The organism is Vulcaniibacterium thermophilum, assembly GCF_007923255.1.
GTDB classification, from domain to species: Bacteria; Pseudomonadota; Gammaproteobacteria; order Xanthomonadales; family Xanthomonadaceae; genus Lysobacter_F; species Lysobacter_F thermophilum.
Map to the genome: position 1 here is coordinate 17,135 of NZ_VOHJ01000009.1, position 14,227 is coordinate 31,361.

The window sequence follows — 14,227 nt, forward strand, 5'->3', positions numbered from 1 at the left end:
GGGCGGAGCGCGGCTCGACGTTGCGGAACCGGAAGCGTGCGTCGCGCGGCGTGTGTCGCGCAACCGGGGCGCCCTTCGGGGCGCCGCAGGAGGCTGAGCGATGGCGCGCGCACGCCCGACCGCCACCGCCGCCGCCCGTCCCCCGCCGCCCGCGCACGACGCGGTGCTGCAGGCGTTGCCGCATCCCTGCGCGCTGTACGACCGCGACGACGGCCATCTGCTGCGCTGCAATCCGGCGTTCGAACGCGCGTTCGGCGCTCTCGACGAGCACGTCTCGCGCGATGCCCTGCTGCGCCGGCTGGGCGTGCCCGAGCAACACGCCCCGCGCGAGGCCGAGGTGATGGCGCCGCACAGCGGCCGCTGGTACGCGGTGCACCGCGGCGCCAGCGGGGACGGCTTCGAACTGCTGACGGCGGTCGACGTCACCGAACGCATCGAGGCGCTCAACGCGCAGAAGCGCCGGCAGGAGAAGCTGCTGTTCACCTCGCGGCTGATGTCGGTCGGCGAGATGGCGGCGACGCTCGCGCACGAACTCAATCAACCGCTCGCCACCATCGTCAACTACCTCAACGGAAGTCTGCGGCTGGTGGCGCAGGCCGGCGGCCCGGTGCAGGTGGAACGCGCCCTGCAGGCCGCGCGCGCGCAGGCCGAGCACGCCAGCGCGGTGATCGCGCGGGTGCGCGAGTTCGTGCGCGCGCGCGAGCCGCGCCGCGATGCCCACCGCCTCGACGCCATCGCCGGCAACGTGGTCGAACTGCTGCGGCTGGAGGCCGAGCGCCTGCAACTGCGGATCGAGCTCGCGCTCGCGCCCGATCTGCCGGCGGTCTACGCCGACCGCGTGATGATCGAGCAGGTCCTGCTGAACCTGGTGAAGAACGCCATCGAGGCGATGCGCGAGGTGGCGCCGCCCCAGCGCGCGCTGCGCGTCGAAGGACGCGTCAATCTCGACGGCGACGTCGAAGTCCGGGTCTGCGACCGCGGGCCGGGGCTGACGCCCGCCGAGCAGGGCCAGTTGTTCTCGCCGTTCTTCACCACCAAGAGCGACGGGCTGGGCATCGGCCTCGCCATCTGCCGTTCGATCGTCGAATACCACGAAGGCCGCCTGTTCCACGAACCGCGCCAAGGGGGCGGCAGCGTGTTCGGCTTCACCCTGCCGCGCGCGGAGGGCCGCGCATGAGCGTCACCCGCGTCTACCTGGTCGACGACAATCCCGGCTTCCGCGAGTCGACCGCGTGGCTGCTGGAGACCGCCGGCTACGAGGTCGACGCCTACGCCGGCGCGCGCGAGTTCCTCGACGACTACGCGCGCCAGCGGCACGGCGCCGCCGCCGAATGTCTGGTGTCCGACATCCGCATGCCCGAGATGAGCGGCCTGCAGCTCCAGGAAGAACTGCGGCGGCGCGGCGTTCCGCTGCCGCTGGTGTTCGTCACCGCGCACGGCGATGTGCCGATGGCGGTGGAAGCGATGCGCAAGGGCGCCTCCAACTTCATCGAGAAGCCGTTCAGCGACGAGGCCCTGCTGGATGCGATCCGCCTCGCCTGCGCGCCCCGGCGCGACGCAGGCGGTCCCGTGGTGCACAACGAGCGGCTGGCCAGGCTCAGTCCGCGCGAGCGACAGGTGCTCGACCTGGTGGTCGCCAGCAAACCGAACAAGATCATCGCCGACATTCTCGGCATCAGCATCAAGACGGTGGAACTGCATCGCGCGAACATGATGGCCAAGCTCGGCGTGAAGACGCTGCCCGAACTGATGAAGGTCGCGCTCGGACATGGCTGACGCGACCCGCGAATCCCTCGCCCATGCGCCCCTCGCGACGCCGCTGCGCGAACGCCTGCCGCGGCTTTCGCACGCGCATGCCGAGGCCCTGCGCCTGCTGTTCGGCGCCCCTCTGCGCTGGCCGCTGCGCGACGGCGCGCTGCGCCTGCGGCCGGGCGTGCGGGCGGAGCACGCGATCGCGCTGGATGCCGACGGCGATCGGCTGGCGCTCGCGTTCGCGCCCGGCACGCCGTGCGCGGAGCTGCACAACGGCCTGCGCTGGAGCGACCACGTGGGGCGCGCGCGCGTGCTGGCCTGGGCGCTGGCTTACGAACCCGCGCTGGTGCGGCTGAGCGAGGCATTGGGCGCCGCGCTGCTGCCGCTCGCCGACGAGGATCTCGCGCAGGCCGCGGCCGCCGAAGCCGCCGCCGAACGCGAGGCGCTGTGGCTGCGCTTCGAGGTCGACGGCGGCGCGGCGCTGTCGGGCGCGCTGCGCGTGCCGCTGGCGTGGGCGCCGCGGCTGGCCGAACGCGCCGAACGCGTGGCGGCGGAGAACGCGCCCTGGTCGGCGCTCCCGCTGCCCGCGCGCGTCGCCCTGCCGGGCCCCGCGCTCGATGCGTCGCAATGGCGCGCGCTGCGCCCGGGCGACGTGCTGGTGATCGGCCCGCACGCGCGACTGCAGCGCGCCGAGCTGCGCATGCACGGACGCCTGTGGCCGCTGGCGCGCGACGCCGCCGGCTGGCGCGTCGACGGCGCGGGCCAACCTTTCTTCCCGTCGCAGGAGATTCCCGTGAGTTCCGACGTCGCTCCGACCGCGCCTTCCGCTGAAACCGCGAGCGTCCCGGACGTGCCGGTGCGCATCGAGTTCGAGGTCGGCAGCCTCGAGCTCACGCTCGACGCGCTCGGCGCATTGCAGCCCGGCTACGTGTTCGCGCTGCCGGCGCCGGCCGAGGGCGCCAACGTCGTGCTGCGCGCCAACGGCAAGGTGGCCGGCCGCGGCGAGCTGGTGGCGGTGGGCGACACGCTCGGAGTCCGGCTGCTGTCCTGGAGCTGAGCGATGGACTTCAGCACGTTCTCGCCGGCGCTGGTGCTGGTGGTCGTCGTCAGCCTGGCGCTGGCGCCGTTCGTCGCGGTCATGGTGACCTCGTTCACCAAGATCGTGGTGGTGCTCAGCCTGCTGCGCAACGCGCTGGGCCTGCAGCAGGTGCCGCCCAACGTCGTCATCAACGGGCTGGCGCTGATCCTGTCGATCTACGTGATGTATCCGGTGATCCTCGACACCCACGCCGCGGTCAAGGCGCGCGCGGAAGGACGTCCCGCGCCTGCGCTGGCCGCGCCGGCAGCCGCCGCGGCGGCGCCGATCGTCGATCCGGAGATCGTGGCCGACGTGCGCTCCACCGAGGAGATCCGCGCGCCGTCCGCCGCGGCCGCGAGCGCAGGCCCCGCGCTGCCCGCCGCCGGACCGGGCGGACGCATGACCACCGACCGCCTGCTGGCGCTGATCGAGGCCGGCAAGGAGCCGCTGCGCGCGTTCCTGATCCGCCACTCCAGCGAGGCCGAGCGCGCCTTCTTCCTGCGCAGCGCGCAGCGGCTGCTGCCGCCGGAGCGGCGCCACACGGTGACGGCGAACGACTACATCGTGGTCGTGCCCGCGTTCACCGTGAGCGAGCTGACCGCGGCGTTCCAAATCGGCTTCCTGATCTTCCTGCCGTTCCTGATCATCGATCTGGTGGTGTCCAACATCCTGCTGTCGCTGGGGATGATGATGCTCTCGCCCACCACCGTGTCGCTGCCGTTCAAGCTGTTGCTGTTCGTGCTGATCGGCGGCTGGGCCAAGCTGGTGCACGGCCTGGTGCTGACCTACGCCTAGCCATCCCGATCCCCAATCCCGCACCCAAATCGCGAATCCTCGAGCCCGCCCATGGCCGACATGCTCGAACTCACCAAACAGGCGCTGTGGCTGACGCTGATCCTCTCGGGTCCGCCGATCGCCGCCGCGTCAATCGTCGGCCTGGTGGTCGCCTTCATCCAGGCCGCCACGCAGTTGCAGGAGCAGACGTTCACCTACGCGGTGAAGTTCGTGGTGATCGTGATCACCCTGTTCGTCACCGCATCCCTGATCGGCGGCACGCTGTACACCTTCGCCGACCGGCTGTTCATGGACTTCCCCACGCTCGTGCGGCGCTAGCGGATGGCCTTCGACCCGCTCGGCAATGCGCTGCTCGCTTTCGGCATCACCCTGCCGCGGGTGATCGGCGCGTTCCTGATGCTGCCGCTGATGACCCCGGAAACCGTGCCGGCCACCGTGCGCAACAGCTTCATGGCGAGCCTGGCGCTGGTGGCGATGCCGGTCGCGCTGGGCGGCACCGCGCTCGATGCGGTGACGGTGCCGGACTGGCCGTTCATCGTGCTCAAGGAACTGTTCCTGGGCGCCGCGATCGGGTTCGTGTTCGGCATCGTGTTCTGGGCCTTCGGCGCCGCCGGCAACCTGCTCGACAGCCAGGTGGGGATGGCGCTGGCGTCGGTGTTCGATCCGATCCAGGGTCACCAGACCTCGCTGCATGGCGAATTCATGTCCGAGTTCGCGGCGATGCTGTTCATGGCCAGCGGCGCGTTCCTGATCTTTCTCGACCTGCTGATCTCCAGCTACGCGCTGTGGCCGGTGACGTCGTACTACCCCGAACTGCACCGCAGCGGCATCGCCTTCTTCACCGGCCAGTTCAGCTATCTCATGACCACGCTGCTGGTGCTGGCCGCGCCGGCGATCGTGCTGATGATGCTGATCGATCTCTCGTTCGGCCTGGTCAACCGTTACGCGCCGCAGCTCAACGTGTTCGCGCTGACCATGCCGATCAAGGCATGGCTGGCGACCGCGGTGCTGATGCTCTCGCTGGGCGTGTACGTCGAGATCGTGCTGGAGCGGCTGGGCGCCAACCGCGGCCTGCTGGAGGCGCTGCGGCGCCTGTTCGCCTAGCCCCGCTTCACCCGTTCCGCTCGCGCTCCCGCCGCACGCCCTCGGCCCAGTGCAGCACCTCGGCGACGGCCTCGAAGAATTCGCTGCCGATGTACTCGTCGAGCTCCGCGCGCGCGTTCAGACCGCGCGCCAGTTCGATGTTCTGCAGGATCGGCACGCCCGCGTCCTCCGCCACCTGCTTGATCTCCTCCGCCAGCCAGCCCTCGCCCTTGGCCACCACCACCGGCAGATCGGTGACGCCGTGCTCGTACTGGATGGCGATCGCGATGTGGGTCGGGTTGGTGACCACCACGTTGGCCTGCCGCACCGCGTTGAGCATGTTCTGCTGCGCCCACTCCTGGTGCAGTTGCCGCCGGCGCTGCTTGATGTACGGATCGCCCTCGTTCTCCTTGACCTCCTGCTTGATGTCGCGCCGGCTCATGCGCAACTGCTTCAGGTAGGAGAACTTCTGGTACCACGCATCCAGCACCGAGATGAAGAAGAACGCGAAGATCGTCCAGATCACGATGCGCAGCAGGCCGTGCCAGATGCCGGCGCCGATCGCTTCCGGCGGCGCCAGCGGCAGCGTCAGCAGCTCGCCGCGCATGGCCCATACCACGTAGGCACCGATGCCGATCAGCGCCGCGCTCTTGAAGATGGACTTCACCAGCTCGACCAGGTTGTCCATCGAGAACATCTTCTTCAGGCCTTCGACCGGATTGAGCTTGCTCAGGTCGGGCTTGACCTTGGCGAGCGTCGCGATCGGTCCCACCTGCAGGAACTCGACCACCGCACCGACGAACACCGCCATCGCCAGCAGCGGCAGCGTGAGCCACAGCAGGGTCTCGAACGCCGCCCAGCCCAGCAGCGGGGCGGCCTGCTCGAACGGCAACGCGATCGCCTTCAGGCTCAGCTCGAACAGCGCCGACAGGCGCTGGCCCATGAAGTCCAGCAGCATCCAGCCGCCGATGAGCCAGGCCAGCACCAGCACCGTGCTGGTCAGCTCGCGGCTCTTGCTGACGTTGCCTTCCTTGCGGGCGTCCTTGATCCGTTTCGGAGTCGGCTTCTCGGTCTTGTCGGCGCCCTGGTCCTTCGCCATGCGCGTGCCCCCTTGCTGCGGACGGCCCGACCGTAGTGAAGGCCGCGTTCGGCCGCGGTGAACCCGCGAACGCGTTCGACCGGCCGACGACCGCGCTGAACGCCCCGCCTGCCCCTAGGGTCGACCCCAGATGCTCCCCTCCTGCCCTCGGCGTAAAGTGGCGGCCGTCGAATCCCAAAGCCTTCCGCGCGCGCCGATGAGCAGCATCCGTCCCGATCCGCGACTCGACCGCCCCGGCCTCGATGGCCTGGGCGGCGATGCGCCGTCGCTGGAGGAACTGCGCGGCCGCGATGTTCCGCGCGCCGCCGACGCCGCCGCCGAGGCGGTCCTTGCCGATACCGCCCCGCCGGGCGCGGCGGTCGATGCCGGCGAGCACGTGCTCAATGCGCCCGCGTGGGCCGGCGTCGCCCCGCCGCGGCTGCTGAACGCCGAGCCGGTCCTGCAGCGCACGCTGGCCGCGCTGGAGCTCGCGCCCGCCGCCGATCACGCGGCCGACGCCGTGCTCGACCCGCTCGTCTGACCCATGCACGCCGCGCTGGCCGGCAGCCCGGTTCCCTCCGCGGAAGCGCTGCGGCGTTCGGCCGCGCGGCTGGTCGCCGCGCTCGCGGCGCACGACGATGCCGAGTACCGGCTGGCCGTGCTCAAGCGCGTGGTCAGACGGCTGGGCGAGGAGCAGTACCCGCTGTTCCTGCGCCTGCTGAACGTGATCGCCGAAAGCGACGACACGCGCGCCAAGCGGCTGGTCGCCGACACCTTCGGCACCGCCCTGCGGCGCATGGACCTGCCCGGCGGCGCGCTCAGCTCCTGGGGCGCGACGCGGCTTCCGGAAAGCACCGGCCCGCTGGCCGCGAGCGCGCTCTCCGGCCACTTCTTCGGCGCCACTCCGCGCCGTCTGCTGGGGCCGGTCGAATACCTCGTCGTGTGGCACCTGCAACGTACCCAGCGGGTGACGCTCGGCATCGGAACCTTCCAGCAGGCGCTCGCGAAACTGATCGGCCTGCTCGACCACAGCGCCGAGGCGCGCGTGCTGTATCCGCAGAAGCTCGCGGCCGACGCGCAGAACGAACTGGAAGGCGCCTACACCCGCACCACCCGCGAACACCTCGCCGCGCTGGCGCGCGCCTGGCAGGCGGGCCTGCCGCCCGGGGACATCGCGCGCGCCGCCGCCGAATCGCACGCGGACACGCCACAGCGCACCTGGATCGTGCGCGACCTCTGACCACCCCACCGCTCCCTGCTGGAGCAGCTTCAGCCGCGACCCGCGCGCCTGCGAGGACCCATCGCGGCCGCAGCCGCTCATGCAGGACGCTACGCTTGCCCCACGAGCGCACGCACCGCGCGCACGGTAGCCAGGCCCAGCGCGGTCGCCAGCAGCGAACCCACCACGTGCGTCGTCACCGCAAGCGCGGCGCCCGCGAACTGCTGCCGCTCCAGCAGCGCGATCACTTCGATGGAGAAACTGGAGAACGTGGTCAGCGCGCCGAGCAGGCCGGTCACCACGAACAACCGCCACTCCGGCGCCATGCCCGGCGCGGCGGCGAAGCACGCCACCGCCACGCCGATCGCATAACCGCCGATCAGGTTGGCCGCCAGCGTGCCCAGCGGCACGCCGTGCCAGGCCGGCAGCCAGAGCGACAGCGTCCAGCGCGCCCATGCGCCGAGCACGGCGCCGAGGCCGATCGCGCCGAGCTGCAGCGCCAGCGTCCTCATGCGTCCTCCCCGCGTGCCCGCGCGCGCTCGGCGCGCAGGCGGTCGAGCTTCTCCTTGAGCTTCAGCTCCAGCCCGCGCTCCACCGGCCGGTAGTACACGCGCTCGCCCATCGCATCGGGAAACGCGGTCTGGTCGAGCGCGGTGCCGCCCTCGACCTCATGGTCGTACTGGTAGCCGCGGCCGTAGCCGAGCTGCTTCATCAGCTTCGTCGGCGCGTTGCGCAGGTGCAGCGGCACCTCCTGCGTGCCGTACTCGCGCACGTCGCGGCGCGCTTCGCCGAAGGCGAGGTAGCCCGCGTTCGACTTCGCGGTGGAGGCGAGGTAGATCGCCACCTGCGCCAGCGCCAGCTCGCCTTCAGGGCTGCCGAGCCGCTCGAAGGTGTCCCACGCCTCCAGCGCCATCGTCAGCGCGCGCGGGTCCGCCAGTCCGACATCCTCGACCGCCATCCGCGTCAGACGGCGCGCCAGATAGACCGGATCGCAGCCGCCGTCGAGCATGCGCGCCAGCCAGTACAGCGCGGCGTCGGGGTTGGAACTGCGCACCGACTTGTGCAACGCCGAGATCTGGTCGTAGAACTGCTCGCCGCCCTTGTCGAAGCGGCGCGTGCGGTCGGCCAGCACCTGCGCGAGCGTCGACTCGGTGACCTCGCCGGCCTCGCTTTCGGCAAGTTCCGCGGCGATCTCCAGCAGCGTCAGCGCGCGCCGCACGTCGCCGTCGGCGGCGCCGGCGATCTCGCGCAGCGCGCTGTCCGACACCCGCAGCCCGCGCCCGCCCAGGCCGCGCTCCTCGTCGTCCAGCGCCCGCCGCAGCGCCTGCTCGATGTCGTCCGCCGACACCGCCTCCATCACGTGCACGCGGCAACGGGAAAGCAGCGCCGAGTTCAGTTCGAACGACGGGTTCTCGGTGGTCGCGCCGACGAACAGGATCGTCCCGCGCTCGATGTGCGGCAGGAACGCGTCCTGCTGCGCCTTGTTGAAACGGTGCACCTCGTCGACGAACAGCACCGTGCGGCGCCCGGCGGCGAACCGGCGCTCGGCCTCGGCCAGCACCTGGCGCACCTCGGGCAGCCCCGACAGCACGGCGCTGATCGCGTGGAATTCGGCATCGGCGTACTTCGCCAGCAGCAGCGCGAGCGTGGTCTTGCCGCAGCCGGGCGGCCCCCACAGCACCATCGAGTGCACGCGACCGCCTTCGATCGCACGCCGCAACGCGGACTTCGGCGCCAGCAGACGGCGTTGCCCCACCATCTCGTCGAGCGTGCGCGGCCGCATGCGCTCGGCGAGCGGACGCAGCGACTCGCGCTCGCCGGCGAGCAGGTCGGGCGTGGCATCGGGAGCGGAGCGGCGGGCCAGACGGGGCTCTCCGGTGGACGGGCGCATGAGCATACCGCCCGCCCGTCCCCTCGCCGCCGCGCGCGCGTTCACGCGGCGCGGCGGCGCAACGCGCGGACGCTAGCCCTCGTCCACCGCAGCCAACGCGTATTCGAAACGGCGCCAATGCGCGGCGCCCTCGTCCCAGACGGCGACCACCTCGGCACGCGCGGTGCCGTCGGCGCCGAAGCCGGCGCGCGCGTCCGCCTGCACCAGCAGGTGGCGTCCATCGAGGGTGCGGACGCGAATGTCCGTCAGCTCCACCTCGGCGGCCTGCGCAGCGAACTCGCCGGTCAGCCGCTCGCGCAGCCGCTCGCGGAGCGCGTCGCGCAGATGCGCGGAGGCCGTCGCCGGCGCCTCTCCCTCCAGCGTCAACGCCAGCACCGTCGCCTCTTCCAACCCGGCATCGGCGACCGCCTCGGCGCGGAACGGCAGCCACGCGGCGCCCTCGGCCAGTCGCAGCCGGCCCTGCATGCGCAGCAGCCGATCGCGCAGGCTGACCGGCTCGCTGGCGACCTGCTCCAGCTCGACCGCCGCCGCATGCGGAGCGAAGCTCGCGGCCACCAGGCGCTCCAGACGCGCCTGCGTGGCCACCGGTCTCGGGGGCGCATCGGGCTCGCCCACCGGCCACACGGACTCGGCCGCCGTGCCCGCCGGCCGCACGGCGATGCCGCCCGCCGCCCATGCGAGCAGGCCCACCAGCAGAACGGCCGTCGACGAGTGCCGGATCACGCGCGCCTCCACGCGATGCGTCGCAGTCACTGTCCTGCGCGTGCGGTGGAGCGGCCGTGAGCGCGTCCGCCTGCGCCTGAAGCTTTCAGGGATCGCCGATGCGGGAAGGCCCGCACGTGGCGGGCCTTCCCGGGCAGGCGAACGACGGAGCGGGCTCAGCCCTCGCCGATCACGTCCACACCCTTGGGCGGCGCGAAGCGGAAGCGGCTGGCCGCGAACGCCGGATTCCTCTTCCAGCCGTCGAAGCGGATCACCGTGCGCTGGCCGGCGGCATCGACGATCTCCAGCACGCCAAGCTGCCCGCGCGCGAAGCCGAGCCTGGCGCTGCGGAAACCGGCGTCCTCGCCCTGCTTCGGCGTCAGCGCCAGCCATTCCAGGCCATCGCGCGCGCCTTCCTCCTGCACGGTGAACTGGCGGTCGAGGCGGCCCGGATCGATCAGCGCCGACAGCGGATGGTTCTGCTCCTCCGGCCCCTGCGCGCGCACCGTGACCTGCTCCAGGTCCGGCTCGTAATTCCACACCTTGCGACCGTCGGCCAGGATCAGTTGCGGATACGGCTTCGTGTATTCCCAGCGGAACAGACGCGGCGCCGACAGTGCCACCGTGCCGCTCGCGGTTTCCTTGACCTTGCCGCGGCTGTCGAACACCTGCTGGGTGAAGCGGCCTTCCAGGCCCTTGAGGCCGCGGGTGAAGGCGGCGAGGTCGTCGCGCGCGCCGGCCCAGGCCGGGGCGACGATGACGAGCGAGAGCGCGAGCGAGGCGCCGAGCTTGAGCATCCGGTTCATGGGGCTCCTGACGGATCGGAACATGGGGCGAGTCTGCCGCGGCGATGATGAACGCGCCGCGGATGCGCGAGGACCGCGTGAACGCGCGTTCAGGGCTTGGGCGGCGGCGGCGCCAGCACGGTGCGGTCGCCGTTGTGCTCGGGCGGGCTGACGATGCCGGCCGCCTCCATCGCCTCGATCAGGCGCGCGGCGCGGTTGTAGCCGATCTTCAGCCGGCGCTGCACGCCGGAGATCGACGCGCGACGGGTCTCGGTGACGATCTTCACCGCCTCGTCGTACAGCGGATCGGATTCGTCGCCGGCGCCGCCGCCCGATTCCGGCAGCCCGGTCGGTCCGACCACCACGCCGTCGCCCAGCGTCTGCACTTCCTCCAGCACGCCGTCGATGTAGTCGGGCGCCCCGCCCTGCTTGAGGAACTCCACCACGCGGTGCACCTCCTCGTCGCTGACGAACGCGCCGTGCACGCGCTCGGGCATCGCCGTGCCCGGCGGCAGGTAGAGCATGTCGCCGTGGCCGAGCAGCGTCTCCGCGCCCGACTGGTCGAGGATGGTGCGCGAGTCGATCTTGCTCGACACCTGGAACGCGATGCGGGTCGGGATGTTGGCCTTGATCAGGCCGGTGATGACGTCCACCGACGGCCGCTGCGTCGCCAGGATCAGGTGGATGCCGGCCGCGCGCGCCTTCTGCGCCAGGCGCGCGATCAGCTCCTCCACCTTCTTGCCGACGATCATCATCATGTCGGCGAATTCGTCGATGAACACGACGATGTACGGCAGCGTTTCCAGCGGCCGCGGCGCCTCGCCGAGCTCGGCGTTCGGCTTGAACAGCGGGTCCATCAGCGGTTGGCCGGCGTCGATCGCGTCCTTCACCTTCTTGTTGAAGCCGGCCAGATTGCGCACGCCGACCGCGCTCATCAGCTTGTAGCGGCGCTCCATCTCCGCCACGCACCAGCGCAGGCCGTTGGCGGCCTCCTTCATGTCGGTCACCACCGGCGCCAGCAGGTGCGGAATGCCCTGGTAGACCGACAGCTCCAGCATCTTCGGGTCGATCATCAGCATCCGCACGTCCTTGGCGGAGGCCTTGTACAGCAGCGACAGCACCATCGCGTTGACCGCGACCGACTTGCCCGAGCCGGTGGTGCCGGCCACCAGCAGGTGCGGCATGCGGGCGAGGTCCGCCACCGTCGGGCGGCCGGCGATGTCCTTGCCGAGCGCCAGCGTGAGCGGACTGGCCGACTTGTCGTACTCCTTCGAGCGCAGCAGCTCGGAGAGGTAGATCATTTCCCGGTTGACGTTCGGGATCTCCAGGCCGATCACCGACTTGCCGGGAATCACGTCGACCACGCGCACCGACTTCACCGACAGCCCGCGCGCGATGTCCTTGTCGAGCGAGCTGATCTGGCTGACCTTCACGCCCGGCGCGGGTTCGATCTCGAAGCGGGTGATGACCGGGCCCGGATACGCGCCGACCACCTGCGCCTCGATGCGGAAGTCGCGCAGCTTGAACTCGATCTGGCGCGAGAGCGTCTCCAGCGTCTGTTCGTCGTAGCCCTTCGGCTGCGGCTTGGGGTCGTCGAGCAGCGACAGCGGCGGCAGGCCGCTCGGATCGGCGACATGGAACAGCGGGATCTGCTGCTCGCGCTTGGCGCGCTCGCTCTTCTCCACCACCGGCGCCGGCGGCGGCTCGATCTTCACCGGCGCGCGCTTGGCGCGCAGTTCGGACTCGACCTTGCGGACCTCCTCGCGCTCCTCGCGCAACGCGCGCGCCTGCTGCCACTGGCTGGCCTGCTGGGTGCCGCGGCGGAACAGCTTCTGCAGCAGCGGACCGAGCGCCAGCGTCCAGCCGCCGATGCGATCCATCACCGCCAGCCACGACAGGCCGGTGGCCAGCGTCACCGACACCAGCAGCAGCGCGGTCAGGAACAGGTTGCCGCCGACCGCGCCGAAGCCGCGGTCGAGCGAGGTGCCGACCAGCGAGCCGAGGATGCCGCCCGCGCCGGCCGGGAAATCCTCCACGCTGCCGACGCGCAGTTGCAGCAGGCCGGTGGCCGAAACCAGAAAGCCGACGATGCCGATCAGCTTCAGCGCAGGTCCGAAATCGCGGTCGGCCTCCTGCTCGCGCTCGCCGCCGAACAGCGCGATCCAGGCGACGTAGCCCAGGATCACCGGCAGCAGGAAGGCGACATAGCCGGCCAGGTAGATCAGCACGTCGGCCAGCACCGCGCCGACCTGCCCGCCGAGGTTGTGCAGCGGCGCGGTCAGGCTGCCCTGCCGCGACCAGCCGGGATCGGCCGGCGAGTAGCTGACCAGGCACACCAGCAGGTACAGCAGCACCGGCGCGATCAGAATCAGCGCGATGTCGCGCAGCAGACGCTGCCGCCGCGGCGACGGCGCCTGCTTCTCGGTACGGAGCTTTTTCCGGCTGGCGGCGGGAGCCTGCGCCACTGAGGTTCTGCCTGAGCTAGGTGCCGTTAGCCGTTGAATATACGGGATTCGGGACTGGGTATCGGGGATTCGCTGAACGACCCGTCAGGCTGCGGGGACCGCGCGAGCGCCGCACGCCGGAGGCCGGATGGCGAATCCCCGATCCCGCCTCCATCACACCCTCATGCCCTGCAGCGCCGGATGGACGATGCGTCCGCCCTCGACGTTGATGCCGCGCAGCAGCGGCTTGCTGTCGCGCCAGTTGCCGGACGCCAGCTTGTTCACCCACGGCAGGATCGCCGCGCAGATCGCCTGCGAGCTGGTCTGCGGCACCGCGCCCGGCATGTTGGTGACGGCGAAGTGGGTCACGCCCTCCTCGACGTAGGTCGGCTCCTTCCAGGTGGTCGGACGCGAGGTCTCGAAGCAGCCGCCCTGGTCGATCGAGATGTCGACCACCACGCTGCCGTCCTCCATGCCCTTGAGCATCTCGCGCGTGACCACGTGCGGGGCGACCGCGCCGGTGACCAGCACCGCGCCGATGACGAGATCGGCGGAGGCCACCTCGCGCGCGACCACCTCGTCGTACGGGTACAGCGCGGTGACGTTGTTGCCCAGGCGCATCATCGCCTCCATGCGGTCCTGGCGCTTCTCGAACACCACCACGTTGGCGCCGCCGGCCGCCGCCAGCGCCGCGGCGTTGCCGCCCGCCGCACCGGCGCCGAACACCACCACCTTGCCGCGCTCGGTCGAAGGCAGACCGCCGAGCAGCTTGCCCTTGCCCCCCATCGGCTGATGCAGCAGGTGCGTGCCGACCTGCACGCCGATCTTGCCGGCGATGATCGACATCGGCGCCAGCAGCGGCAGCGAGCCGTCGTCCAGCTCGACCGTCTCGAACGCGACGCCGGTCAGGCCGATGTCGAGCAGGCGGCGCGTCAGCTCCGGCAGCGGCGCCAGGTGCAGGTAGCAGAACAGCAGATGATCGCGGCGCAGGTGCTGCAGATCGCCCTCGATCGGCTCCTTCACCTTCACGATCAGCTCGCCTTTCTCGTACAGCGCGGCGGCATCCGGGGCGATCTTCACGCCGAGGCGGGTGTAATCCTCGTCCTTGAAGCCGCTCTTCAGGCCCGCGCCCTGTTCGATCCAGACCTCGTGGCCGCGGTTCACCAGATCGCCCGCCGCCGCCGGCACCAGCGCCACGCGGCCTTCGAGAGTCTTGGTTTCCTTCGGGATGCCGATACGCATTGCTGTCTCCGTTCGGCCCAGAAAAAACGCCGCGGTGCGCGGCGCATGCTCGGGCCTGGTTGTGGATGGATTGCGGGAAGCGGTCTGCAACGATACGTCCGCGGCGAGCGCCTTGTCTTGGCGGCATGCGGCCCCCAAGCTATGGGCCCACATCCCGG

At 71.1% G+C, this 14,227-nt stretch carries 15 protein-coding genes; 8 read left to right on the top strand and 7 right to left on the bottom strand.

Annotation, left to right across the window (positions count from 1 at the left end; genetic code table 11):
* Nucleotides 1-100 precede the first annotated feature (100 nt).
* From FQY64_RS05440 to sctT, 6 genes are read left to right on the top strand one after another with little or no spacing between them, the layout of a single operon-like run.
* Nucleotides 101-1,177 carry a sensor histidine kinase gene (locus FQY64_RS05440; protein ID WP_146472704.1) on the top strand — a complete coding sequence of 359 codons (1,077 nt, stop codon included), beginning with the start codon at nucleotides 101-103 and terminating at the stop codon, nucleotides 1,175-1,177.
* Entirely contained in the window at nucleotides 1,174-1,776 is a 603-nt protein-coding gene (locus FQY64_RS05445) for a response regulator transcription factor (RefSeq protein WP_146472706.1), read from the top strand. Before FQY64_RS05440 ends, FQY64_RS05445 begins: the two co-directional genes overlap by 4 nt.
* Complete coding sequence (gene sctQ, locus FQY64_RS05450; protein WP_146472708.1) at nucleotides 1,769-2,809, top strand: type III secretion system cytoplasmic ring protein SctQ; 1,041 nt, start codon at nucleotides 1,769-1,771, stop codon at nucleotides 2,807-2,809. Before FQY64_RS05445 ends, sctQ begins: the two co-directional genes overlap by 8 nt.
* Before the next feature lie 3 nt (nucleotides 2,810-2,812).
* Nucleotides 2,813-3,625 (top strand): EscR/YscR/HrcR family type III secretion system export apparatus protein, encoded by an 813-nt coding sequence (locus FQY64_RS05455; RefSeq protein WP_186760868.1) that lies wholly within the window; start codon nucleotides 2,813-2,815, stop codon nucleotides 3,623-3,625.
* 51 nt (nucleotides 3,626-3,676) lie between these two features.
* Nucleotides 3,677-3,943, top strand: a complete 267-nt coding sequence (sctS, locus tag FQY64_RS05460; protein WP_146472710.1) for a type III secretion system export apparatus subunit SctS — start codon at nucleotides 3,677-3,679, stop codon at nucleotides 3,941-3,943.
* 3 nt (nucleotides 3,944-3,946) lie between these two features.
* Nucleotides 3,947-4,729: a type III secretion system export apparatus subunit SctT gene (sctT, locus tag FQY64_RS05465; protein ID WP_146472712.1), complete on the top strand. Its 783-nt coding sequence runs from the start codon at nucleotides 3,947-3,949 to the stop codon at nucleotides 4,727-4,729.
* 7 nt (nucleotides 4,730-4,736) lie between these two features.
* On the opposite strand, the gene sctU is transcribed toward sctT, so the two are convergent.
* Nucleotides 4,737-5,807, bottom strand: a complete 1,071-nt coding sequence (sctU, locus tag FQY64_RS05470; RefSeq protein WP_146472714.1) for a type III secretion system export apparatus subunit SctU — start codon at nucleotides 5,805-5,807, stop codon at nucleotides 4,737-4,739.
* Between the two features lie 196 nt (nucleotides 5,808-6,003).
* On the opposite strand from sctU, the gene FQY64_RS05475 reads away from it, so the two are divergent.
* On the top strand, nucleotides 6,004-6,327 hold the full coding sequence (locus FQY64_RS05475; RefSeq protein ID WP_146472716.1) for a hypothetical protein: 324 nt from the start codon (nucleotides 6,004-6,006) through the stop codon (nucleotides 6,325-6,327).
* Between the two features lie 3 nt (nucleotides 6,328-6,330).
* Entirely contained in the window at nucleotides 6,331-7,026 is a 696-nt protein-coding gene (locus tag FQY64_RS05480) for a hypothetical protein (protein ID WP_146472718.1), read from the top strand.
* 89 nt (nucleotides 7,027-7,115) lie between these two features.
* On the opposite strand, the gene crcB is transcribed toward FQY64_RS05480, so the two are convergent.
* The 6 genes from crcB to FQY64_RS05510 all read right to left on the bottom strand — a co-directional run bounded on the left by crcB (nucleotide 7,116) and on the right by FQY64_RS05510 (nucleotide 14,069).
* Nucleotides 7,116-7,517 (bottom strand): fluoride efflux transporter CrcB, encoded by a 402-nt coding sequence (crcB, locus tag FQY64_RS05485; protein WP_146472720.1) that lies wholly within the window; start codon nucleotides 7,515-7,517, stop codon nucleotides 7,116-7,118.
* Nucleotides 7,514-8,896: a replication-associated recombination protein A gene (locus FQY64_RS05490; RefSeq protein WP_386112639.1), complete on the bottom strand. Its 1,383-nt coding sequence runs from the start codon at nucleotides 8,894-8,896 to the stop codon at nucleotides 7,514-7,516. The genes crcB and FQY64_RS05490 overlap by 4 nt, the downstream gene beginning before the upstream one ends.
* Nucleotides 8,897-8,968: 72 nt before the next feature.
* Nucleotides 8,969-9,649, bottom strand: a complete 681-nt coding sequence (locus tag FQY64_RS05495) for a hypothetical protein (RefSeq protein WP_146472722.1) — start codon at nucleotides 9,647-9,649, stop codon at nucleotides 8,969-8,971.
* Nucleotides 9,650-9,774: 125 nt separating this feature from the next.
* Nucleotides 9,775-10,404 (bottom strand): outer membrane lipoprotein periplasmic chaperone LolA, encoded by a 630-nt coding sequence (gene lolA / locus FQY64_RS05500; RefSeq protein ID WP_146472724.1) that lies wholly within the window; start codon nucleotides 10,402-10,404, stop codon nucleotides 9,775-9,777.
* A gap of 89 nt (nucleotides 10,405-10,493) precedes the next feature.
* Nucleotides 10,494-12,848, bottom strand: coding sequence for a DNA translocase FtsK (locus FQY64_RS05505; protein WP_146472726.1), 2,355 nt, complete (start codon nucleotides 12,846-12,848; stop codon nucleotides 10,494-10,496).
* A gap of 153 nt (nucleotides 12,849-13,001) precedes the next feature.
* Nucleotides 13,002-14,069 carry an alanine dehydrogenase gene (locus FQY64_RS05510; RefSeq protein ID WP_146472728.1) on the bottom strand — a complete coding sequence of 356 codons (1,068 nt, stop codon included), beginning with the start codon at nucleotides 14,067-14,069 and terminating at the stop codon, nucleotides 13,002-13,004.
* Nucleotides 14,070-14,227: the final 158 nt, after the last annotated feature.

Bases quoted from the DNA above. Each gene is read 5' to 3' on its own strand.
- sctS (WP_146472710.1), top strand. From the start codon at position 3,677: ATGGCCGACATGCTCGAACTCACCAAACAGGCGCTGTGGCTGACGCTG.
- FQY64_RS05490 (WP_386112639.1), bottom strand. From the start codon at position 8,896: ATGCGCCCGTCCACCGGAGAGCCCCGTCTGGCCCGCCGCTCCGCTCCC.
- FQY64_RS05445 (WP_146472706.1), top strand. From the start codon at position 1,174: ATGAGCGTCACCCGCGTCTACCTGGTCGACGACAATCCCGGCTTCCGC.
- crcB (WP_146472720.1), bottom strand. From the start codon at position 7,517: ATGAGGACGCTGGCGCTGCAGCTCGGCGCGATCGGCCTCGGCGCCGTG.
- FQY64_RS05480 (WP_146472718.1), top strand. From the start codon at position 6,331: ATGCACGCCGCGCTGGCCGGCAGCCCGGTTCCCTCCGCGGAAGCGCTG.
- FQY64_RS05475 (WP_146472716.1), top strand. From the start codon at position 6,004: ATGAGCAGCATCCGTCCCGATCCGCGACTCGACCGCCCCGGCCTCGAT.
- FQY64_RS05455 (WP_186760868.1), top strand. From the start codon at position 2,813: ATGGACTTCAGCACGTTCTCGCCGGCGCTGGTGCTGGTGGTCGTCGTC.
- sctU (WP_146472714.1), bottom strand. From the start codon at position 5,807: ATGGCGAAGGACCAGGGCGCCGACAAGACCGAGAAGCCGACTCCGAAA.
- sctT (WP_146472712.1), top strand. From the start codon at position 3,947: ATGGCCTTCGACCCGCTCGGCAATGCGCTGCTCGCTTTCGGCATCACC.
- FQY64_RS05510 (WP_146472728.1), bottom strand. From the start codon at position 14,069: ATGCGTATCGGCATCCCGAAGGAAACCAAGACTCTCGAAGGCCGCGTG.
- lolA (WP_146472724.1), bottom strand. From the start codon at position 10,404: ATGAACCGGATGCTCAAGCTCGGCGCCTCGCTCGCGCTCTCGCTCGTC.
- FQY64_RS05440 (WP_146472704.1), top strand. From the start codon at position 101: ATGGCGCGCGCACGCCCGACCGCCACCGCCGCCGCCCGTCCCCCGCCG.
- sctQ (WP_146472708.1), top strand. From the start codon at position 1,769: ATGGCTGACGCGACCCGCGAATCCCTCGCCCATGCGCCCCTCGCGACG.